This window comes from Nannocystis punicea (assembly GCF_026965555.1).
Taxonomy (GTDB): domain Bacteria; phylum Myxococcota_A; class Polyangia; order Nannocystales; family Nannocystaceae; genus Nannocystis; species Nannocystis punicea.
The window spans coordinates 7,196,267-7,217,023 of the sequence record NZ_CP114040.1; the positions used below are offsets into that span (position 1 = coordinate 7,196,267).

Genomic DNA, 20,757 nt, shown 5'->3' on the forward strand with positions numbered 1-20,757 from the left:
CGGGCCCTTCGTACCGCCCGTCGCTTGCGCTACCGTCCGTGTCATGAGCTCCGTCGACCTGTCCGACGTCCTGTTCGCGGCCCTGTCGCAGGCGGCCGCGTTGCCGCAGCACCGCCTCGCCCCGTGGCCGCCCGCGAGCGCGCCCTCGCTCGACCGCGGCGAGCTCGCCGACGATCTCCGGCGCACGTGCAACCTCGGCCGCGGCTTCGAGCTGGCGATCGCCGCGCTGGCAGAGGCGGGCGACGACATCGACCCGGCGCTGCGGACCGAGCTCGCGGCGCACGTCCGCGACGAGTTCGCCGACATGTCCGAACGGCCAGGTAGCGTCGGCGCGGCGCTGCGGGGGCGGATGTTCGACGGCCTGCGCGTCGAGGACGGCACGCGAGCGCTGCAGGTCGACTGGCTCCGACCGCACGTCCGTCGCAGCGAGGGCCGGGTGTACTTCGCGCTGCGCCGCATCGACCGCGACGGCCTGCAGCGGGTGCGCGGAGAGGTCCGCCTGCCGTCCGCCGTCGCGCTCGCCCTCCCGCTCGCGCCCGACTGGCGCGCGCGGGCCGAGGCCGCGCTGCAGTCGGCGCTCGCCGAGTCGGAGGAGGGCTATCCCGCGGCGATCGTCGAGGCGCTCCTGCAGGCGCTGCTCCCCGAGACCGTCGGCGGGCGGGCCGGCTGGATGCTGACCCGCGGGCTCGAGCTGCTCGGCGCCGGCGGAGCTCCGCTCGCCGAGGCGAGCGCCGGCGACCGGCGCTACACGCTGCACCGGATGTCGGGTGAGCACGACGTCCGGGCCGCGTCGTACGGCACCCAGCGCTGGCTGCTGCGCGTCGTCACGTTCGCGGGCGACGAGGTGGTCGACATCCACGAGCGCGAGGTGTGGGCCGGCACGCTGGCGGCGGAGGACTACCTGGCACCCGCGCCGGCCGACGAGTCGGTCGCGCGCGCGGCCGTCGAGGCGTGGCGGACCGCCGCGCAGGAGTACCTCGAGCGCGACGACCTCGAGATCGACATCGAGTTCCTGTTCGGCGACTTCCTCGCCGCCTCGCGCCCGCTCGCCTTGCTCGCCACGTGGGTCGCCGAGGGCCCGCCGGGCTCGGCTCCCCTCCCGCCGCCGCGCGCGACGTTGACCGAGCAGCGCCTCGCCGCCGCCGCCGCGCGCGTACGCCTGCTCGACGAGGCCGAGGTCCACGAACTGCGCGAGCGCGTCGACGACCAGCTCCTCGCCGCGCTCGAGCTCGACGGCTGGACCGCGCTGTTCTGCCCGTGCCACCGCCCCGCGCCCGGCACCTTCCAGGAGGACCGGATCTCGCTGCGCCCGCCCGGCGGCGAGTTCCAGACGATCCTGATGAGCGACCCGTGGAACGGCCACGTGATGCCGATCGACGGCGACGCGGCGCTGTTCCGGATCGTCGCCCGCTTCTGGCGCGAGCTGCTCGACCGCAACGGCCTCGACGTCGCCTTCACACTCCCGCGCGACGCAGACGAGGACGAGGACGACGAGGACGAGGACGACGAGGACGAGGAGGACGAGGAGGACGAGGAGGACGACGCGAGCACCAGCCTGCGCGCGTGGCTCAAGTTCCCGCTGCCGCATTATGTCCCGCCGTTCCCCGCGATCGACTGGCGCGTCTACGACGGCGCCGGCGACTTCGTCGCCGACTTCACCTTCTGGGCCGACGGCCCGTTCGCCATGCCGCCTGAACTTCGAGCCAGGTACGAGACAGCGATCGCCACGCACTACCACGCCTACGTGCGCGCGCTGATCGACCCCGACCTCGGACCTCGCGTCGACACACCGAGCCGATGAGGCCGTAGCGACCCGAGAACCTCGACCAGGCCGGCGTCGAACACCGGTACCTCGCGGGGCTCGGCCACTGGGGACAGACGCTCTTCGTCGTCCCCTCCGGCGAAGCGACGCCGCGGATCGCCGCTGTCGCAGATGGAATGAACGCGGCCTGCTTTTCAGACAGGCGACAGCGCCGCCGCCGGCACCGGCGGCCTCCTGCGCGTGTTCTCGGCCGCGAATGACGACGTCACCGCTCTCATGCCTGGCCGAGCGCCGCCGCTCCGCCCGAGAGGATCAGCGGGAAGTCGCTCCACCAGAACCCCTCGCTCCCGACCGAGCGCAGCAGCACGAACTCGCCGGGGAAGTCGCCGTGGTTCCCCAGGCTGAATTCGTAGCGCAGATCGATCCACGGTTCGGGCTCATCGTCCTCGGGTTCGGCCGCGTCCGGCGGCTCCCCGTCGGCCTCGACGATCCATTCGCGATCGCGGACGCGGATGAGGTAATCGCCGGCCTCCTGCCATTCGAAAAAGAAGCGGAGCTCGCCCGAGCCGGACAGCCACTGGACCATCCCGGTGTGGTCGGGCCTGATGGTCCACACCTGGTTCATGATCATGGCGAACGTCCCGACCGCATGACTCCACACGCCGACCGGCGCGCTGCGGAAGCGCTGGCGGTACAGCTCCAGTCGGGTATCGCTCACCCGGCGACGATAGCGCCCGGCGGCCTCGACGTCGACCCCGCGGCGGCCGCTGGGCCGCCGTGGTGACGACGAGGGTCGCGTCGCGCCCCGGGGCCGGACACACCCGAGTGCGAGCGGTACGAGGATCGGGTGAACGAGCGGAGTCTCGGTAGGCACCGATGCTGTGTCGCCGGCGCGGCCTTCAAGGCCCGCGCCGATGGTGCGAGCGCGCGACCTGGCCCGCGCGACGAGCCTCGGGCTCCTCCGAATCACATGTCCCGAGAGGCAGCCCGCAAGGCGAGAACGCGCCGACCCAGCTGTGCTCGACGCCGTTCACCGGCGCGCCGGTCGAAAGGTTTCGTTCTCGCAGGGCATGTCGTCAGGGACACATCCATTGCAGCCATCGGTCTCTCACTCCTCGTCGCCGTGGAAGTACAGGTCAAAGCCCAACTCCGCCCCCGTCGCGGCGACCAGGTCGATCGCCGCCGGGCTCAGCCCGAACCCGCGATTCCATCCCCCGCTGTGCAACGCGACGAGCACACGCACCTGATACTTGGCGCGCAAGCGGGCCCAGAACTCGGGATCTCGCGGAAACCGGGCGAGGAGGGCGCGCAGCAGCCCGTCCGGTTCGGCCGGGCTTTCGCCCCGCAGTTCGAGGAACCACGCCCCGCCTACGTACGGCGGGCTGCGCGGGCCCCGTCGCTGCCCCTTGCGGTGGGTGCGGGTCGGCTCGCACCCGAGCTCGGCCGAGACGACGTCCGGCTCGAGGTCCTCGCCGAACAGCGCGAGCGCGACCCCCGTCTCGTCAGGGACGCCTCCGACCTCCGCGATGACGCGACCGGTGCGGAGCGGGAGCACGTTGTCGTCGTCGGCCATGCGGCGCTCGGTCCCGCTGTGAAAGATAACAGCGATCCGGCGTCGCCGACCCGACGACTGCGTCCGTCTCGACGGCACGACGGCGGGAGACCCGCGGCTCGTCCCCGGCGGGCCCCGACTGTCCAGAGCGTGCGTCCTGCAAGGACGGCCCAGCTCGACGCGCCCAAGATCACCGAACTCGCGGTCGGCGAGGCGCGAGCAGCTGCCGGCCTTTAACCTGTCCTTCGAGACACGTGACCCACACCATCAACCCGGCCAGGGCTGCTGCTTCCACGGGCTCTTCGCGTCGGTGAGCAGCCAATCGACGGCCTTGGCGAAGGCGGTGTCCGCCGGCGGGAGGCGCGAACGGTAACGAGCGCCGAAATCTTGCCAGTCGGCGAAGGCGAGGACGGCCGCGCCGCCGAGCGCGTCCATCTGCGCGTCGGCCGTCCGGGGGTCGAGGTATTGCGCGACGGCCGACCAGCGGACGAGGTTGGCGACTCTGGCGATGTCGAACGCCAGCGCGTCCGGCTCGGGCTGGCCGGAGGGCCCGTGGAGCAGCGCCTCGTCGACGGCGATCCCGAGCCCACGGAGCCGCTCCTGCGCCGTCTGCGGCGTCACCTGTCGGGCCGCGAGGTGCGCCCGGAGGTTCTCGCCCACCCTCGCCATGCCCTTTCGGATCGTCTCCGTCGCCGACGCGGCGTCGGTCACCCCCCACTCGCGCGCCAGCGAGGTCTTCAGGTTGCCGGGCGTCGAGGGCACCGCGTAGCCGAAGAAGATCTGTTCGGGCTTGACCGGGTTGCGAAGATCGACCTGGCCCGAGCGGGCCTCGACGCGGCCGTAGGGCGCCGTCAATGCCGAGGTGAAGCGCCGCCACGGATCGGTGGGCGCCGGGACCGAATAATGACCCGGGCCGTACGCGCCGGTGGCGATCTTGCGGCGACGGATGCGGGTGGCGACGATCAGGATCGTGACGCAAAAGACGAGGACCACGACGAAGGTCGTCACGACGATGGTTGTTTCCCGCGGACTCATGGCAGGCAGCATAGAGCCGTGGCACGTGCCTCACCATCGGTGACCGCGGATCCGAGGATCCGGGGCGACCCCGAGGCCTTCACGGCAATGCGGATCCCGTCATTGCTTGAACTCGCCGCCCGCCACGGGCCTCCCCATGACATTGGCCACACCCGATTCGGGCCCGTCCTTGACGGCCCGAGATCCTCGTCCATGGACGTTCACGGTCTCCGGAGCGAGACCCGAATTCGCCGCGCCGCCGCCGCTCGCCCGGCAGTTCAGCGGACGGCAGCGGCGCGCAGCCACCCGGAGCAGGCATCATGGCGACCAGGACTGTTGCGCATTTGTTCGTCGACACGCTCGTGGCGATGGGCGCGGCGAGGATCTTCGGGGTCGCCGGCGACTCCCTCAACGGGATCACGGACGCGATTCGGCCGCGCGACGACATCGAGTGGATCCCGGTGCGGCACGAAGAGACCGCCGCCTTCGCCGCCGGCGCCGAGGCGCACCTGACCGGGCGACTCGGCGTATGCGCGGGGAGCTGCGGGCCGGGCAACCTGCACCTCATCAACGGCCTGTACGATTGTCACCGAAGCCGCGTGCCGGTGCTGGCGCTCGCCGCGCAGATCTCGATCCGCGAGCTCGGCAGCGAATATTTCCAGGAGACCCACCCGGAGCTGCTGTTCCGCGAGTGCAGCCATTATTGCGGGCTCGTGTCCGAGGCGGAGCAGATGCCGCGGATCCTCGAGATCGCGGTGCAGACCGCCCTCTCTCGCCGCGGCGTCGCCGTCGTCGTGTTACCCGGAGACGTCGCCTTGCGGCCCGCGGCGCATGAATCGCCGCGCTCGCGTCGCCGCGCCCCCGAGCCGAGCATTCGGCCCTCCGACGCGGAGCTCGCCGAATTGGCGTCCATCCTGAACCGGGCAGCCAAGATCACGATCCTGGGCGGCGCCGGCTGTGCAGGGGCGCACGCGGAGCTGGTACGGACGGCCCAGGTGCTCGGGGCGCCGGTCGTCCACGCCCTGCGCGGAAAGGAGTTCATCGAGCACGACAATCCCCATGACGTGGGAATGACCGGCCTGCTCGGGTTCTCCTCGGGGTATCACGCCATGATGAACTGCGACACCCTGCTGATGCTCGGCACCGACTTTCCCTACCAGCAGTTCTACCCGCAGAAGGCGACCGTCCTCCAGGTCGACATCCGGGGCGAGCAGCTCGGCCGGCGGACGAAGGTCGATCTCGGGGTGGTCGGCGACGTGCGGGCGACCCTCTCGGCGTTGCTGCCCGCGCTCGCGCCGAAGACCGACCGCGACCACCTGGATCGCTGCCTCGAACATTATCGCCAGGCGCGTCGGGGCCTCGACGATCTCGCCGTCGGCGAGCCCGGGAAGAAGCCGATTCATCCGCAATACGTGGCGAAGCTGGTGAGCGAGGTCGCTGCCGAGGACGCCGTCTTCACCTGCGACGTCGGCACGCCGACCATCTGGGCCGCTCGCTACTTGAAGATGAACGGGCGACGGCGGCTGCTGGGCTCGTTCACCCATGGTTCGATGGCCAGCGCCTTGCCGCAGGCCATCGGCGCGCAGATCGCCGATCGGGGGCGCCAGGTGATCACGTTGTCCGGCGACGGCGGGCTGGCCATGCTCCTCGGCGACCTGCTGACGCTGCAGCAGCTCAGCCTGCCGGTGAAGCTCGTGATCTTCAACAACGGGGCGCTCGGGTTCGTCGAGCTGGAGATGAAGGCCGCCGGCTTCCTCGACTTCGCCACGGAGCTCCACAATCCGGACTTCGCGAAGATGGCCGAGGCCGCCGGCGTCCTGGGCCTCAGGGTCGAGACGCCGGAGCAGGTGCGCCCTGCCCTCGTGCGGGCCCTCGCGCACGACGGACCCGCGCTGCTCGATGTCGTGGTCGCCCGCCAGGAGCTGGCGATGCCGCCGTCTCTCGCGGCCGATCAGGTGCTCGGGTTCAGCCTCTTCATGGCCAAGGCCGTCCTCAACGGTCGAGCCGATCAGATCCTCGATCTGGCGAAGACCAACCTGCTGCGCTGAGCTCGCGTCCCTCGTCGCTCGGCAGCGCCGGATCGATCGACCTCTTGCGCGATTCGACTGTGGCGGTCGCGTGACCGCTGAATGGCGCCGACCGGATGCCGGCAGCGGTCGGGTGACGCGCGGCCCGTCGGCATCCCGGCGGAACCAGTCCGGGCTGTCCGGGCCTGGATTCGGGCGCGGCGAGCCGGCCCCTGGCACCCGCCCCGGCACTGTGCCAGGCCGTGCCGGCACGCTGCCGCGGGAGAACGGAGCGCGGCGGCCCATTGGCGGCGTCGCGACCTCGTGTGGCGCGCGGGAACGAATGCGACGGGGTGGCACGCGGATTGCTGAGTCTGCAGCAGGCGCGAGCGCCGGGATGGACCCGGCCGCGACCCCCGGAGTCTTTGCCATGACACTGTCCCGTCGTCTGATTTGTTTGTTCGTCCCCGCGGCCCTGCTCGGCGCTGCTGCCCCGCTGCAGGCGTTTCAGCTCGATCCGGGGACCAAGCTCTATTCCGTCTACGAGCTGACCTTCAGCGACGGGATCGTCAGTCACTCGGCGGCGACCCTGTCGGCGAAGACGGCCTTCTCGGGCTACCTCGGCGGCAAGGAGCACTGGAGCTTGCCCGCCGGCTTCATGGCCGCGATCGACGCCGCCTCACCGGGGGCGACGCTGCGGATCGACGGCTCGGCGGGCTCGCAGGAGCTGCCGTCGGGCGCGGTGCCGGGCTTCCCGGTGGCCGGGGCGCTGGCGGAGTTCACCATGCCGGCGCACCTCTCGAGCTGGATGTGGACGCCCGTCGACGCCGCGCCGCCCGCCGCCTTCTACCGCTCGAGCAGCGCCACCGACAACGTCGGCATCGCCTTCGACCTGTCGCCGCCGACCGGCACCCGGACCCACTGGACGGGGAGCATCACCTGGTACGTGCTGACCGGCTCGACGCCCTCGGGTTATCCGATCGCGGCCGGCTCCGACACCACCTTCACCCTGCGCAACGCCCCGGCGGCGGCGCGCGATCATGCGTGGTACAGCGTGACCCTGACGCCGACGACGCTGTGAGCATCACGGCCTTTCCCCTTCAATCCTGTGATTCGTCGAGCCGCCGGGCGAATGGCGGCGCGCGCGAATGTTCGCGCTCAAGATCCCCGCTGATCCGGCCATTGTCTCCGTGGAGACTCCAGAGATGAAACGATCCGTCCGCGCCCTGATTTCCGCGTCCTCCCTCGCCCTGCTGTTCGCCTGCAAGTCGCCCGGCGCCGACCCGACCACCACGACGACCGACGGCGACCCGAGCCCCGCCACGGGCACCACGAGCACGAGCACGAGCACGACGACCGCACAGCCGACGACGACCCCTGCCACCACCGACGCCACGAGCACCACCACCGGCGCCACCACCGACGTCCCGAGCACCACCACCGGCGCTCTGCCCGATCCCGGGTGCGCGTGCAGCGATCCGGCCATCGAGGAGTTCTCGTCGCTCGCCTGCGAGCCCGGCCCGTGCCCCGCAATCACCTCCCACTGTGAGAGCGCGGGCGACACCGGCGGTGTCCTCGGGCCCGACGATGCCCCGCGCGAGTTCATCGGCTGCATCTTCAACGAGTTCGTCCAGATCGACAGCCCCGACGCCCTCGCCTGCGCCCTCGAGCAACTGATCGCCGGCACGCCCGGCGTCATCACCTTCCAGCACGACCGCGACAGCCTCAACAAACTCGGCGGATTCATCGTCGTGCAGGCCGACCGCAAGGCGCTCGGCGAGACCTGGGAGCAGGTCGAGCCCGGGTTCGGCGAGCAGAGCGCAGCCATCGTCGCCGAGTTGCAGCCGCCCGCCTACTACCAAGCCTGCAAGGACGCCGGCGAAGGCGACGACCAACTGCGCTGCCTCTTCGAGTGGGCCGTCCCCGGCGATCCGCTGCAGGTGTGCAGCGACGGCGGGAATTGGTGATGCCTGTGCCGGCCGCCGTCCGGCGGTTCGGCCCGTGTCCTTCGCTTCGCCGAGCCCCCGGGGCGATGCGGTCAGGACGTTCGTTCCCGGCGCGGGATGGCTTTCACGAGCTCGCGATTGGATCGACCGCATCGGCGACCTCGCGTGCAGCCCCGGCCTCGCCCTCGCCGCGGCCGTGCGACGACGCGGCACCGATCGGCGGCGTATGAATCGCCCGAGGTCCGATCACGGGTCGACGAAGCGCCTGGGTTGTCCGGAGATCCGGGCGATCGCGTCCAGGATGTCGTCCTGCACGGGACGCTCGGCGCCCTGGATGGCCGCCTCGAGCAGCGGCAGCGCGTCGGCTGCAGCGGGGCCGAGGGTGGCCAGGCCATCGACCGCGGCCGTCCAGCGGCCGAACTCGGGATCGGGTTCGCTGCGGACGATCGCCAGCAGCTCGGAGAGCGCCTGCTCCATCGGCGCGGCTGCAGCCAGGCTGCGGGCGGCTATCGATTGAACGGCGCAGTCGCTGTCCTCCATCATGCGGCGGAGGAGCGGCAGCGCGGCGCTGCCGTACGCACGCAGCGCGTGAGCGACGACGTTGCGGACCTCGTGCTCACGGTCGTCGAGATGGGCAGACAACCAGTCGAACAGCCAGGGCAGCCGCGGCTCGACGCGGGTGAGCGCGAACAGTGCATGCCCACGCACGGCTCGAGCGCCGTGCTCGAGCGCGTGCCGGAGCTCCGGGACGAGGCTCCCCAGGTCGGCCGGGGCGGCGCTGTCCAGCACCCGTGCGACGGCGGAGCACGGGCCCTCTCCGCCGGCGCGCAAGACGTGGCCGAACGCCTCGAAGCCGGACGGGCCCATGCGCGCGAGGGCTGCTGCTACCGCGAGCCGGAGCTGATCGAGCGTACCGACCACGTGGAGCTCTTCGGACCACTCCTCCACCCACGCGCCGTCGTCGAGCAGCGCCGAGGACAGCGCGGGCACGGCCCACGCGGCGGCGTCGGGTCCGAGTTCGCCGATCCGCCCGGCGGCCCTCGCCCGCTGACAGGGCGGACCCCGGCGCAGGCCGTCCGTCAGGGTGTCGCGCGGATCGTCGGGTCGGTGCTCCTGCATCGTCGTCGCCAGTGTAAAGCGCCGCAGGCGTCCGCTCGAGGCCCGCGGTCGGCCAGGTGCCGTCTCGAGTCGTTCGCGGCGGCCGGTCGGCGGTTCGACGCCTCCTGCTCGCGGTCGACCACGGCCGCGAGTCTGCGCATTACGGCGGGACGGCGTCACCCACGACCGACTCGCCCGATTCATCTGCGGAAACAGATGGAGCGAGCGATGAAGGCTCACTCGTCGGAGGCGGCGGCGGACTCGCCGACGTCGATCGCGTGGTGGGCGATGAGCCGGCGCAGCTGGGTGCGGTGCAGGCCGAGCAGGCGGGCCGCGCCCGAGACGTTGCCGTTGCACTCGCGCAGGGCCGCCAGCAGGATCGGGCGGGCCTCCGGGGCGCGTGGGTCGGCGGGCAGCGGCGACGGGCGGGGGCTCGCCGGCTCGGGGCTCGCCGGCGAGGCCGGCGCGAAGGCCAGGCCGGCGCGCGGGCCGAGGTGGGGCGGGAGGACCTTCGTCGCCCCGGTGATCGCCGCCTCGTGGCCGGCGGCGCGGATCTCCGTGATCAGCTCGCGGATGTTGCCGGGCCACGGGCGGAGCAGGCAGGTCTCGACGAGCGACGGGTCGGGCCTGAGCCCGGGGCGCACGTGCTCCAGGGTCGCCGCGATCAGCCACGGCAGCTCCTCGAGGCGCTCGCGCAGCGGGGGGATGACGATCTCGGGCCGAGCGACGCGGAAGTACAGGTCCTCGCGCAGGCGACCGGCGGCGACCTGGGCCCGCAGATCCTTGTGCGTCGCCGAGCAGACGCGCAGCTCGACCGGGCGCGGCCGGGTGGCGCCGAGGGCCAGCACCTCCTTGCTCTCGAGCACGCGCAGCAGCTTGCCCTGGACCTGGAGGTCGAGGTCGCCGATCTCGTCGAGGAAGAGGGTGCCGCCGTGGGCGGCCTGCACGTAGCCCTCGGCGTCGCCGGCGGCCCCGGAGTAGGCGCCTCGCCGGGCGCCGAACAGCAGGCGCTCGGCGATGCCCTCGGGGATCGCGGCGCAGTTGACGGCGATGAAGGGGCCGCGCGCGTGCGGGCCGAGCTCGTGGAACGACCGCGCGGCGGCCTCCTTGCCGACGCCGCTCTCGCCCGAGATGTGCAAGGTGGCGCCGGCCTGGGCGGCGCGGCCGATCGCGGCGGCGATGGCCTGCGTGATCGGGCCCATCACGCGGCCGTCCGGAGTCTGCAGCACCTCGGCGCGGAGGAACGGCCGGACATCCGGGCTCACCAGGAACAGCGAGTCGCCGAGGCGCACGAGCCGGCGCGCAGGCACCCAGGTGCCCGGGCGCACCGGCTCGCCGTCGACCTGGCTGCCGTTGCGACTGCCGAGGTCCTGCACGCTGAAGCACTCGCCGTCGAAGCGCACCTCGGCGTGCTGGCGCGACATCCGGGCATCCGGGAGGGTGACCCCGAGCGAATCGCCGCGCCCGATCACCAGGCTGCCCGGAGCCAGCGGCAACGCGGCGAGCCGGGGCCGACGCTCGGAGAACACCAGCACGAGCCCGGGCAGCGGCTCTCCCGGCGCGTCGCCGGAGCCCCGGACCTCGCTGCGTTCGATCGTCGCGCCGTGGTGCACCCCGCGAGTATAAAATGCCGGCACCGGCGGTGGTCCGGCCCGCGATCGGTCCCTCGTGCGAGGCAGCGCTCATGGAGCGCCGCTCGCGCAAAGGCGTGAAGGCCCCGCTCGTGGCCATACAGCTGTGTTAGGGTGCGCCCCTGGTCGCGGCGGATGCTTTCGCCCTCGCAATTTTTCCGCGGCCTCCGGTTACTCCGGACCGCCGAATGACACCGCCATGCCGCCTGCCGAACTCGCTGGCACGATGATCCTGCACCGCTTCGAGCTCGAGACGCTCGCGGGCAGCGGCGGCATGGCGATGGTGTACCGCGCCCGCGACCACGCGACCGGCCGCACCGTCGCGCTGAAGCTGCTGCACGGCAGCGGCCGCGATCCGCGGGAGATGCAGCGGTTCGAGCGCGAGGGCCAGCTGCTGGCGGCGCTGCGTCACCCGGCGATCGTCGCTCACGTGGCGCACGGGCTCACGCCGGCGGGGCAGCCGTTCCTGGCGATGGAGTGGCTGCAGGGCGAGGACCTGGCGCGCCGCCTCGCCGCCGCGCCGCTCGGCCTGCGCGAGAGCCTGACGCTGGCGCATCGCGTCGCCGGGGCGCTGGCCGCGGCCCACCGGGCCGGGGTGATCCACCGCGACATCAAGCCGTCGAACCTGTTCCTCCGCGACGGCGACGTCGAGCGCGTGACGCTGCTCGACTTCGGGGTCGCGCACCTGTCGCTGTCGCCGCCGATGACGCGCACGGGCATCGCCATCGGCACGCCCGGCTACATGGCGCCCGAGCAGGCCCGCGGCGAGCGCGAGCTCGGGCCCGGCGCCGACGTCTTCTCGCTCGGCTGCGTGCTGTTCGAGTGCCTCACCGGCCAGCCGCCGTTCGTCGCCGACCACGTGGCCGCGCTGCTGGCCAAGATCCTGTTCGAGGACGCCCCCCTGCTGCGCACGCGGCGGCCCGAGCTGCCCGAGCCGCTCGAGGCGCTGCTGGCCCGCATGCTGGCCAAGGACCCGGCCCAGCGCCCCCGCGACGCCGCGCTGCTGGCGGTCGAGCTGGCCGAGCTGGCGGCCCTGCAGACCGCCGAGCCGAGGCCGGTCGAGCGCTCCCCCGCCGCGCCGGCGCTCGTCGGCGCGGAGCTGCAGTTCCTCAGCGTGGTCCTGGCCGTCTCCGACCACGCGCCGGTCGAGACGCAGGCCACCCTGACGGCCGAGCGCGCGCGCATCGACTACCTCGAGCTGCGCGCCGAGCTGCTGCCGCAAGGCTTCAAGATCGAGGGCCTGGCCGACGGCTCGATCGTCGCCACGCTGGCCCAGGTCGGCCACCGCACCGCGACCGATCAGGCGGTGCAGGCGGTCCGCTGCGCCCTGCTGATCAAGGAGCGCTGGCCGCACGCGATCATCGCCCTGGTGACCAGCCGCGGCACCCTGCGCGGCGCCCTGCCGGTCGGCGAGGCGCTGTCGCGCGCGGCCCGGCTGATCTCCGCGCCGCTGACGCCCGGCCCGGCCGCGCAGCTCGGCCTCCGCCTCGACGAGGTGACCGCCGGCCTGGTCGAGTCGGCCTACGCGATCGACCGGGTGGCGACCGGCTGCTACCTCCTGCTCGGCGAGCGCAGCAGCCTCGACGAGACCCGGCCGCTGCTCGGCAAGCCGACCCCGTGCGTGGGCCGCGAGCAGGAGCTGGCGCTGCTCGACATGCTGCTCGCCGGCTGCATCGAGGACCGGGCCGCGCGGGCGATGCTGATCACGGCGCCGCCCGGGGTCGGCAAGTCGCGCCTGCGCCACGAATTCCTGCGCCGGACGCGGATCCAGCGCCCGGAGCTGACGGTCCTGGTCGGCCGCGGCGACCCGATCAGCGCCGGCGCGCCGTACGGGCTGCTGGCCCGGGCCCTGCGCCAGCACTGCGACGTGCGCGACGGCCTGCCCGTCGAGGACAACCAGGCCCGACTGGAGCGCGGGCTCGGCCGCCACCTCCCGCCCGACGAGGCGCCGCGGGTGGTCCGCTTCCTCGGCGAGCTGTGCGGGGTGCCCTTCGCCGACCCCGACGACCTGCCGCTGCGCGCCGCCCGGCAGGCGCCCGAGCTGATGAGCGAGCAGATCCAGCGCGCCTTCCTCGACTTCCTGCGCGCCGAGTGTGCGGCGCAGCCGGTGGTGCTGGTGCTCGAGGACCTGCACTGGAGCGACCGCCTGACCGTGCGCCTGTGCGACGTGGCCCTGCGCGAGCTCGACGACCGGCCGCTGCTGGTGCTGGCGCTGGCGCGACCGGAGGTGCGCGAGCTGTTCCCGCGGCTGTGGGACGGCCGCGAGCGCCAGCAGCTCGAGCTCGGCGGTCTGCGCCGCCGCGCCTGCGAGCAGTTGATTCAGCGGGTGCTCGGCCCGGACGTGAGCCAGACCCTGCTGACCCGCGTGGTCGAGCAGGCCGGCGGCAACGCGCTGTTCCTCGAGGAGCTCATCCGCGCCGTCGCCGAGGACAAGGGCGAGGCGCTGCCCGAGACGGTGCTGGCGATGCTGCAGGTCCGCTTCCTCCGCCTCGACGCCGGCGCGCGCAGGGCCCTGCACGCGGCCAGCGTGTTCGGCGAGACGTTCTGGCGCGGCGGCGTGGCGGCGCTGGTCGGCGAGAGCGCGGCCGCCGAGCTCGACCATCAGCTCGCGGCGCTGCTCGACGCGGAGCTGCTCGAGCGGCGCAGCGACACCCGCCTGGCCGGCGAGGTCGAGTACGCGTTCCGCCACGCGCTGGTGCGCGACGCGGCCTACGCCCTCCTGACCGCGGAGGACCAGGTGCTCGGCCACCGCCTCGCCGCGAGCTACCTCGAGCGCGCCGGGGAGCGCGACCCGATGGTGATCGCCGAGCACTTCACCCGCGGGCACGACTCGGCGCGCGCGGGCCTCTACTACGTGCGCGCGGTCGAGCTGGCGCGCTACGCCGGCGACCCGGCGACCGCGATCGCCCTGGCGGAACGCGGCCTGCGCTGCGAGCTGCCCGACCCCGAGCGCGTGGCCCTGGAGGCGCTGATCGTCGAGGAGCACGGCTGGCGCGGCGACTTCGAGTCGGGGGCGATCGAACTGCTGGCCCGCTGCGTGCCGGGCAGCGTGGCCTGGACCGCGGCGCTGGCGTCCGGCTTCAGCGAGGCGCTGTTCGCCGGCGACCTCGAGCGGGCGCGGCAGCTCGGCGACCAGCTGGTGAGCGTCCGCGTCGAGCCGGCGGCGCTGGCCAACCTGTCGTTCACGATGATGGCGATCACGGTGCTGTTCACCTTCGCCGGCGAGCACCCGCGCGCGGCGCCGATCGTCCGCCGTCACGACGCGCTGCTCGAGCCGGTGGCCGCGGAAGAGCCACTGGCCGACGCCTGGCGCTGGCTGGCGCACGCGATCTTCGACGCCCACGACGTCGCCGGCCCGGAGACGGCCCTCGCCGCCGGTCGCCGCGCCGAGGCGGCGTTCGCCAGGATGCAGCACCGCCGCGGCGCCCTCGCCGGGCGGATCACCGTCGGCCTCAACCTGGTGTCGCTCGGCCAGTACGCCGCGGCCGAGCAGACCCTGCGCAGCACCTTCGTGGTCGGCGTCGACTACGGGCCCTACGCGGTCTACCGCACCGCGGCGGTGATCGCCGCGCGGGTCGGCCAGGGCGCGCTGGCCGAGGCGGTGCACGAGGCCGAGGCCTTCATCGCCCGCCGCGAGGGCGCCCACACGCTGGGGCCGATCGGGGCCGGCCTGCTGCGCCGCGAGCTCGCCGAGGCGCTGGCCCGCCAGGGCGACCTGGTCCGCGCCGAGGCCGAGGCCCGTGCCGCGTGCCACCTGCTGGCGTCGATGCCCGGCGACCGCCACCTCGCCGCCACCACCCTGGCCGCGATCCTCCTCCGCGCCGGACAGACCGCGGCGGCGCTCGAGCAGGTCGACGAGGTGCTGGCCGCCCGCGCCGCCCACGACCTGCGCCCGCCGCAGCAACCCGCCGCGCTGCTGGTCCGCGCCGAGGCCCTGCACGCGCTCGGCCGCGACGACGAGGCCCGCGCCGCGATCGCGGCGGCCCACGCCGACCTGTCCGCCCGCGCGGCCCGGATCGCCGCGCCCGAGCTGCGCGCGAGCTACCTGGCCGCGATCCCCGAGCACGCGCGGATCGCCGAGATCGCCGCCGCGTGGGCCGTGGTCGATCCATCGAATGCTCTCGGGGACAGGTCCTGAGGGACATGCCCTTCAGGACATTATCCATGGGACAGGCACTGCCTCGACGGCAGGCTCGCGGCGTCGGGGCGGCGAGCGACGAGTCCAATCATGCTTGTCCTCGCATTCGCCGCTCGCGGGCCGGCTCGACGCGACGTCACAGCGTCGTCGGCGTCAGGGTCACGCTGTACCAGGCATGATCGCGCGCCGCTGGCGGGGCGTTGCGCAGGGTGAAGGTCGTGTCGGAGCCGGCCGCGATCGGATAACCCGAGGGCGCCGAGCCGGTCAGCACGTACCAGGTGATGCTCCCCGTCCAGTGGGTCCGGGTGCCGGTCGGCGGCGACAGGTCGAAGGCGATGCCGACGTTGTCGGTGGTACTGCCGGAGCGGTAGAAGGCGGCGGGCGGCGCGGCGTTGACGGGCGCCCACGTCCAGCTCGAGAGGTAGGCCGGCATGGTGAACTCCGCCAGCGCCCCCGCCACCGGGAAGCCCGGCACCGCGCCCGACGGCAGCTCCTGCGAGCCCGCCGAGCCGTCGATCCGCAGCGTCGCCCCCGGTGAGGCGGCGTCGATCGCGGCGATGAAGCCGGCGGGCAAGCTCCAGTGCTCCTTGCCGCCGAGGTAGCCCGAGAAGGCGGTCTTCGCCGACAGGGTCGCCGCCGAGTGGCTGACGATCCCGTCGCTGACGGTCAGCTCGTAGACGGAATAGAGCTTGAACCCCGGATCGAGCTGAAACGCCTGCAGCGGGGCGGCAGCGGCGAGCAGGACCGCGGGGACGAACAAACAAACCAGACGGCGGGACAGTGTCATGGCAAAAGACTCCGAGGATCGCGGCCGGGTCCATCCCGTGCTCGCGCCTGCCCCCCACACCAGCAATCCGCGTGCCACTCGTCGGATTCGCTCGAGCGCGCGCCGCCCTCGATTTCTCGACGGCCACGAGGATGTCGCGAGCGCCGGTGCCGGCACGACGACGGCACCGTGCCGGCCCCGTGCCGGCCCAATCATCGGCCGCCTCACTCGCACGCGCTGGTCTCGAGCGCGGTGTCGGCATCGGCCTGCCGTACGTGTTCGGGCACCGCGATACGCGCCGAGAAGGTCGCTAACGGGCGCGTGGGCCCGAGTCGGTCATTACCCCGCGACGGAGACGCGGTCTCCGTGGCCCTCGGACTTGCGAGCGATCTCGTAGCGCAGCTCGAGGAACGGCAGGCCGAACACCATGAAGCGGTGGGAGGCCGCGATCGCGTCGCCTTCGACCTGCAGGCTCAGCTGTTCTTTCATCGTTCGCACCCAGCGGACCCACACTTCGCCGGGCTCGGCGAGCACGGTGAAGTAGAAGCCCGGATCGCCGAAGCGACGGCCGTCGCTGACGAGCGACAGCCCGGCGTTCGGGTCGACCCGTGGCCGCAGCACGATGATCGCGTTGCCGTTGGGCAGCGGAAAGACCACCTTGATGCACGGCCCCGCATGGCCGGGGATGGTCGTGGTGCCGTACTCGCCGACGAACGCGGGGCGGCCGGTCTCCACCGCCGTTCGTACCCACGCGGTGTGGCGCACCTGCCCCGTATCGTCGACGAGTCGCACGATCCGGCTCTCGAATCCGCCGCGGAGCTCGCGGTTCGACAGCGGCATGTTGAGCTGCGCGAGCCGGCGCGCGAACATCCGCGCGATCAACCAACCGACCGCGCGGAACGGACCCGACCAGCGGCTCTCGATCCGCAGGTCGTACGCCGCGGTATGGGTGTAGAAGTCGTGGATCTTCGGATCCACCGCCTGCGGATCGAAGCCTGGTCCCGCGAGCACGGCGAGCCCGTCGACGAGACCGTCGTCCGGACCGGGCGGCAGCACGCGCATGCCGTTCGACTCGCCCCATCGCGCGAAGAAGTCAGCGCCGATCCCGTTCACCGATCCCCACGGCCCCGCGAGCCACGGCGCGTCCGCGAGCGCGACGCGCCGCCCCGTGACTTGCACCCAGCGCTGGGTCACCCAGTCGACCAGGTCGCCGCGCCGCTCGCCGAGCCAGACCACGCGCCCACCTTAGCCGCCGACGGCGACGCTGTCACGAGGCGAGCCGCGCACTTGCCCGAGATTCGCGTCGCGCTACCGTGGGCCCATGGTCGTGCACACCTTCCACCTCGCGAAGCCGGGGCTCGTGACCACGGTGGCAGCCCTCGTCCGCCCGCCCACGTCGGCCACGGTCGCCGGGCTTCATCACGCCGAGTGCATGACGCCGATGCGCCTCGGCGCTCCGCTGTTCTCGCCCGCGAGGTGGCAGCTCCGTCGCCTTGCGATGATCGCCGCGTGGGAGGACGAGTCGGCGATCGACGAGTTCCTGCAGCGCACGCGCCTCGGTCGCGCGCTCGCGGCGGGCTGGCACGTACGCCTGCGGTTCCTCCGACGATGGGGTCACGTCGCCGCGTTCGACGACCTGCCCGCCGTCGCCGGCGAGACCGATCCCGACGCGCCGGTCGTCGCCGTGACCGTCGCGCGCATGAAGCTGCTGCAGGTCCCTCGCTTCATCCGCTGGGGCCTCCCGGTCGAGCGCCTGGTGCGGGATCACCCGGGGACCACGCTCGCGCTGGCGGCCACGCGACCGTGGCGGACGATCTCGACCTTCACCGTGTGGCACTCCGCGCGCGAGATGACCGACATGGTCCACGGCCGCGGCGCGATCGCGGCCCCCGAGCGCCACGCCACGGCGATGGTCGAGCGACGCCGCAAGGACTTCCACGTCGAGTTCACGACGCTGCGCTTCACCTGCATCGGCGAGTACGGCGCGTGGGAAGGCCGCACCTCGATCGTCCCGACAAAGGCGCGCGCCCCCACCGGGCACGCGTCGCGCTGATGGTGGCAGTTCGCTCGCATGAGTCGCCGCGCTCACCGGCTCACGGCACGAGCACCGCCCGGAACCGGGCGCGCCCCTCCATCATGCTGGCGAACGCCGCCTCCGCCTGCTCGAGCTTGTACGTCTCGACCCGCGGGCGCACGTTCGTCAGCGCGCTGAAGGCCATCGTATCCTCCGAGTCGATCGCGCTGCCGCTCGGCCAGCCCGCGATCGTCTTCCCGCTCAGCAGCCCCATCGCCGACACCTTCAACGGCTCGAACGCCGCCGCCACGATCAGCAGCTTGCCGCGCGGCTTGAGCCCGCCGACCGTGCCCTCCATCGCCGCGCTGCTCGGCGCGGTCGCCAGCACCAGGTCGGCCCCGCCGAGCTTCTGCAGCCCCTCCGCCGCGTCGACCGCCGCCGTATCGATGTACTCGTGCGCGCCCAGCTCGCGCGCCAGCGCGGCCTTGTCCGCGCCGCGCGAGATCGCCACGGTCCGAAAGCCCATGCGCGCCGCGTACTGGATCGCCAGGTGCCCGAGCCCGCCGATGCCCTGCACCGCCACCGTCGCCCCCGGACGCGCCCCGCTGTTGCGCAGCGAATTGTAGGTCGTCACCCCCGCGCACAGCAGCGGCCCCGCGTCGACCGCCGACAACTCCTCCGGGATGCGCGCCACCGACTCCGACGGCACCACCGCGTATTCCGCGTACCCGCCGTCGTGCGAGATGCCCGTGACCTTCGCCTTCACACAATTGATAAACAGCCCGCGCCGGCACGAATCGCACTCGAAGCAATGCCCGCCGTGCCAGCCCACCCCCACCCGGTCGCCGACCTTCCACGCAGTCACCTCGGCCCCGACCGCGTCGATCCGCCCCGCGATCTCGTGCCCCGGCACCCGCGGCAGCACCAGCCCCGGGTACCCCCCGCTGCGGGTGAACGCGTCGCTGTGGCACACACCGCACGCCTCGACCTTCACCCGGACCCAGCGCGGCCCCGGCGTCGGGATCTCCCGCTGCACGAGCTCGAGGGGACCGTTGGGCTTGCTGACCTGAAGGGCACGCATCGTCGACATGCCCGCGACGATCGTCGACCTCGCCGCTTCCCGCAAGGGGCGGGACATCCCCCGGCAGATCGTCCCGGACGCCCTCCGGCGCCCCCCGGATCCTCACCCGCCGCCGACGGGCCTCGCAAATCCTCGCGGATCGCCAGCCGCAGCGAGCCCAGCCTCTTGCTCGCGACGCGGCGGCTCGTTCGTCCGCCTGCGCGGCGTGCTCAGTGGTTCACGCGATACACCGTCTCGTTGGTGGCGAAGGCCACGATCAGGCGACCCTGGGGATCGATGCTGGTGTACGTGCCCGCCCACGACGACGGTTCGACGGCGTCCTCGAGCACGCTGGTCCAGCGCAGCGTGCCGTCGGCATGGACCGCGGTCACGACGTTCTGCTGGTCGCGGTGGGCGGCCACGTAGATCGTCCCGTCGCCGCCGATGACCGGCGCGTCCGTGCTGCTCGTCTCCAGCTCCCACGTCGCGTCGGGATCGTCGAGGTTCAGGCCGAACAGCGAGCCGACGTACGAGAAATGCACCCAGCCGTCCTTCGCCAGCGCAAACGCGCTCGGGGAGCATCCACCGCACATGACCGGGAACTTCGTGACCGGCGCGTACGCTCCGGTGGCGACGTCGACCTTGCCGATCTCGACGTAGCTGTAGTTCCCTTCCTGGATGCCTCGCCGGGTGACCAGGCGGCCGCCGGCCTCGTCGAGCGCCACCTCCGAGAACCTCTCCATCGTGCTCCACAGCGGCTCGTGCGTGGTCGCGTCGATGGCGAACAGCTGACCCAGGCGCGTGCGCACGTAGACCTCGTCGGTGCTCGAGGCGAGCAGCGAGCCGCGGTCGAGGATGTCGCCCGGACCGAACGAGTACGACCACACGTCGGCGCCGGTCGTCGGTTCGAGCGCCTGCAGCGCCAGATCGTCGGTCTCGCTGCGGTGGCCGAGAAACAGCAGGGTGCCGTCGGTGAGCACCATCGGCGGCCAGGGTGCGCCGGTCAGGTCGCGCATCCAGAGCACCGAGCCCTCCGGGTCGCGCGCGTGGACCTCGGGCATGGTGTCGTAGGTGCTTGTCAACGCGGTGTAGAACGTCCCGTCGGGCGCGACCACGGCGCTCACGTCGGTCTCCACGGTGAAGAGCTCGCTCCAATCCGGGGCGATGGCAGTGAGCCACACGTTGGTCACGTACGCGGTGCCGTCGGGCCCGAACACCGGCTGCGCCATCGCCGAGTCCGCCGCGAAGTCGGCGTCGATTCGCATGAGCTCGACGTCCTCGCCCGTCTGCGCGCTGAGCACGAGGCTACGGTTGGTGCGCGCGTTGCATCGTCCGAACGTGGTCCAGCTGCGGCCATCGCCGCCGACGCACGGCTCGTCCCCCTCCCCGAGCGTGCCGACCAGCGAGGGCTCCTCGGTTTCGCCCGACGACGAGCCGTCGCTCGAAGCGTCGCTGCTCGACGCGTCGCCGCTCGAAGCGTCGCCCGCCGACGAATCGGCGGTTCCGGTCGCGGTGCTCTCGGTGACGGCGCCGGTCTCGGTCGCGGCGTCGGTCTCGGTGGCAGTGACCGGGGTACCGGTGGTCGGTGATGTCTCGGTCGTCGTCCCGCCGTCCATGCCCATGCCCGTGGTCGACACATTCGTCGTCGTCGGCAGGCCATCGGTATCGCTGCCGTCCGGAGTGGCGGGACAGGCGGTCGTGCACAAGGTCGCCAAGATCGAGATCGCGTAGCGCATGAGCCTCCGAGGAGTCGCCGGCGGACGACGGCAT

At 72.7% G+C, this 20,757-nt stretch carries 16 protein-coding genes; 7 read left to right on the plus strand and 9 right to left on the minus strand.

The window, feature by feature from the left end:
- The first annotated feature begins 43 nt into the window (after window positions 1-43).
- Window positions 44-1,801: a hypothetical protein gene (locus O0S08_RS27680; protein ID WP_269032326.1), complete on the plus strand. Its 1,758-nt coding sequence runs from the start codon at window positions 44-46 to the stop codon at window positions 1,799-1,801.
- Between the two features lie 235 nt (window positions 1,802-2,036).
- On the opposite strand, the gene O0S08_RS27685 is transcribed toward O0S08_RS27680, so the two are convergent.
- The 3 genes from O0S08_RS27685 to O0S08_RS27695 form a co-directional block, all read right to left on the minus strand.
- Window positions 2,037-2,480, minus strand: a complete 444-nt coding sequence (locus O0S08_RS27685; protein ID WP_269032327.1) for a hypothetical protein — start codon at window positions 2,478-2,480, stop codon at window positions 2,037-2,039.
- 390 nt (window positions 2,481-2,870) lie between these two features.
- Window positions 2,871-3,335 (minus strand): DUF4279 domain-containing protein, encoded by a 465-nt coding sequence (locus O0S08_RS27690; protein ID WP_269032328.1) that lies wholly within the window; start codon window positions 3,333-3,335, stop codon window positions 2,871-2,873.
- A 246-nt stretch (window positions 3,336-3,581) separates the two neighbouring features.
- Window positions 3,582-4,349, minus strand: coding sequence for a DUF1266 domain-containing protein (locus O0S08_RS27695; RefSeq protein ID WP_269032329.1), 768 nt, complete (start codon window positions 4,347-4,349; stop codon window positions 3,582-3,584).
- Between the two features lie 299 nt (window positions 4,350-4,648).
- Between O0S08_RS27695 and poxB the strand changes: the two genes are divergently transcribed.
- The 3 genes from poxB to O0S08_RS27710 all read left to right on the plus strand — a co-directional run bounded on the left by poxB (window position 4,649) and on the right by O0S08_RS27710 (window position 8,301).
- Window positions 4,649-6,376 (plus strand): ubiquinone-dependent pyruvate dehydrogenase, encoded by a 1,728-nt coding sequence (poxB, locus tag O0S08_RS27700; RefSeq protein ID WP_269032330.1) that lies wholly within the window; start codon window positions 4,649-4,651, stop codon window positions 6,374-6,376.
- A 388-nt stretch (window positions 6,377-6,764) separates the two neighbouring features.
- A complete protein-coding gene (locus O0S08_RS27705; protein ID WP_269032331.1) occupies window positions 6,765-7,415 on the plus strand; it encodes a hypothetical protein in 651 nt (216 codons plus the stop codon).
- A 124-nt stretch (window positions 7,416-7,539) separates the two neighbouring features.
- The gene (locus O0S08_RS27710) at window positions 7,540-8,301 is read left to right on the plus strand and encodes a hypothetical protein (RefSeq protein WP_269032332.1); all 762 of its coding nucleotides are present in this window, start codon (window positions 7,540-7,542) and stop codon (window positions 8,299-8,301) included.
- 225 nt (window positions 8,302-8,526) lie between these two features.
- On the opposite strand, the gene O0S08_RS27715 is transcribed toward O0S08_RS27710, so the two are convergent.
- Together O0S08_RS27715 and O0S08_RS27720 are read right to left on the minus strand one after the other, a co-directional pair.
- Window positions 8,527-9,399: a HEAT repeat domain-containing protein gene (locus O0S08_RS27715; protein WP_269032333.1), complete on the minus strand. Its 873-nt coding sequence runs from the start codon at window positions 9,397-9,399 to the stop codon at window positions 8,527-8,529.
- A gap of 215 nt (window positions 9,400-9,614) precedes the next feature.
- Complete coding sequence (locus O0S08_RS27720; protein ID WP_269032334.1) at window positions 9,615-10,991, minus strand: sigma 54-interacting transcriptional regulator; 1,377 nt, start codon at window positions 10,989-10,991, stop codon at window positions 9,615-9,617.
- A gap of 217 nt (window positions 10,992-11,208) precedes the next feature.
- Here O0S08_RS27720 and O0S08_RS27725 point away from each other — a divergent pair, with 217 nt between their 5' ends.
- The gene (locus O0S08_RS27725; RefSeq protein WP_269032335.1) at window positions 11,209-15,147 is read left to right on the plus strand and encodes a serine/threonine-protein kinase; all 3,939 of its coding nucleotides are present in this window, start codon (window positions 11,209-11,211) and stop codon (window positions 15,145-15,147) included.
- 136 nt (window positions 15,148-15,283) lie between these two features.
- Here the strand turns inward: O0S08_RS27725 and O0S08_RS27730 are convergent, their stop codons facing one another.
- Window positions 15,284-15,934: a hypothetical protein gene (locus O0S08_RS27730; RefSeq protein WP_269032336.1), complete on the minus strand. Its 651-nt coding sequence runs from the start codon at window positions 15,932-15,934 to the stop codon at window positions 15,284-15,286.
- Window positions 15,935-16,252: 318 nt separating this feature from the next.
- Window positions 16,253-17,149, minus strand: a complete 897-nt coding sequence (locus tag O0S08_RS27735; protein ID WP_269032337.1) for a hypothetical protein — start codon at window positions 17,147-17,149, stop codon at window positions 16,253-16,255.
- Window positions 17,150-17,234: 85 nt separating this feature from the next.
- On the opposite strand from O0S08_RS27735, the gene O0S08_RS27740 reads away from it, so the two are divergent.
- Window positions 17,235-17,966 carry a hypothetical protein gene (locus tag O0S08_RS27740; RefSeq protein ID WP_269032338.1) on the plus strand — a complete coding sequence of 244 codons (732 nt, stop codon included), beginning with the start codon at window positions 17,235-17,237 and terminating at the stop codon, window positions 17,964-17,966.
- Window positions 17,967-18,006: 40 nt separating this feature from the next.
- Here the strand turns inward: O0S08_RS27740 and O0S08_RS27745 are convergent, their stop codons facing one another.
- Both O0S08_RS27745 and O0S08_RS27750 read right to left on the minus strand, forming a co-directional pair.
- A complete protein-coding gene (locus tag O0S08_RS27745; RefSeq protein ID WP_269032339.1) occupies window positions 18,007-19,017 on the minus strand; it encodes an alcohol dehydrogenase in 1,011 nt (336 codons plus the stop codon).
- 200 nt (window positions 19,018-19,217) lie between these two features.
- The gene (locus O0S08_RS27750) at window positions 19,218-20,288 is read right to left on the minus strand and encodes an outer membrane protein assembly factor BamB family protein (RefSeq protein ID WP_269032340.1); all 1,071 of its coding nucleotides are present in this window, start codon (window positions 20,286-20,288) and stop codon (window positions 19,218-19,220) included.
- Between the two features lie 91 nt (window positions 20,289-20,379).
- Between O0S08_RS27750 and O0S08_RS27755 the strand changes: the two genes are divergently transcribed.
- Window positions 20,380-20,718, plus strand: a complete 339-nt coding sequence (locus tag O0S08_RS27755; protein ID WP_269032341.1) for a hypothetical protein — start codon at window positions 20,380-20,382, stop codon at window positions 20,716-20,718.
- Window positions 20,719-20,757: the final 39 nt, after the last annotated feature.

Coding starts and splice junctions, on each gene's coding strand:
- O0S08_RS27715 (WP_269032333.1), bottom strand. CDS start 9,399: ATGCAGGAGCACCGACCCGACGATCCGCGCGACACCCTGACGGACGGC.
- O0S08_RS27725 (WP_269032335.1), top strand. CDS start 11,209: ATGCCGCCTGCCGAACTCGCTGGCACGATGATCCTGCACCGCTTCGAG.
- O0S08_RS27710 (WP_269032332.1), top strand. CDS start 7,540: ATGAAACGATCCGTCCGCGCCCTGATTTCCGCGTCCTCCCTCGCCCTG.
- poxB (WP_269032330.1), top strand. CDS start 4,649: ATGGCGACCAGGACTGTTGCGCATTTGTTCGTCGACACGCTCGTGGCG.
- O0S08_RS27680 (WP_269032326.1), top strand. CDS start 44: ATGAGCTCCGTCGACCTGTCCGACGTCCTGTTCGCGGCCCTGTCGCAG.
- O0S08_RS27695 (WP_269032329.1), bottom strand. CDS start 4,349: ATGAGTCCGCGGGAAACAACCATCGTCGTGACGACCTTCGTCGTGGTC.
- O0S08_RS27745 (WP_269032339.1), bottom strand. CDS start 19,017: ATGTCGACGATGCGTGCCCTTCAGGTCAGCAAGCCCAACGGTCCCCTC.
- O0S08_RS27740 (WP_269032338.1), top strand. CDS start 17,235: ATGGTCGTGCACACCTTCCACCTCGCGAAGCCGGGGCTCGTGACCACG.
- O0S08_RS27705 (WP_269032331.1), top strand. CDS start 6,765: ATGACACTGTCCCGTCGTCTGATTTGTTTGTTCGTCCCCGCGGCCCTG.
- O0S08_RS27690 (WP_269032328.1), bottom strand. CDS start 3,335: ATGGCCGACGACGACAACGTGCTCCCGCTCCGCACCGGTCGCGTCATC.
- O0S08_RS27730 (WP_269032336.1), bottom strand. CDS start 15,934: ATGACACTGTCCCGCCGTCTGGTTTGTTTGTTCGTCCCCGCGGTCCTG.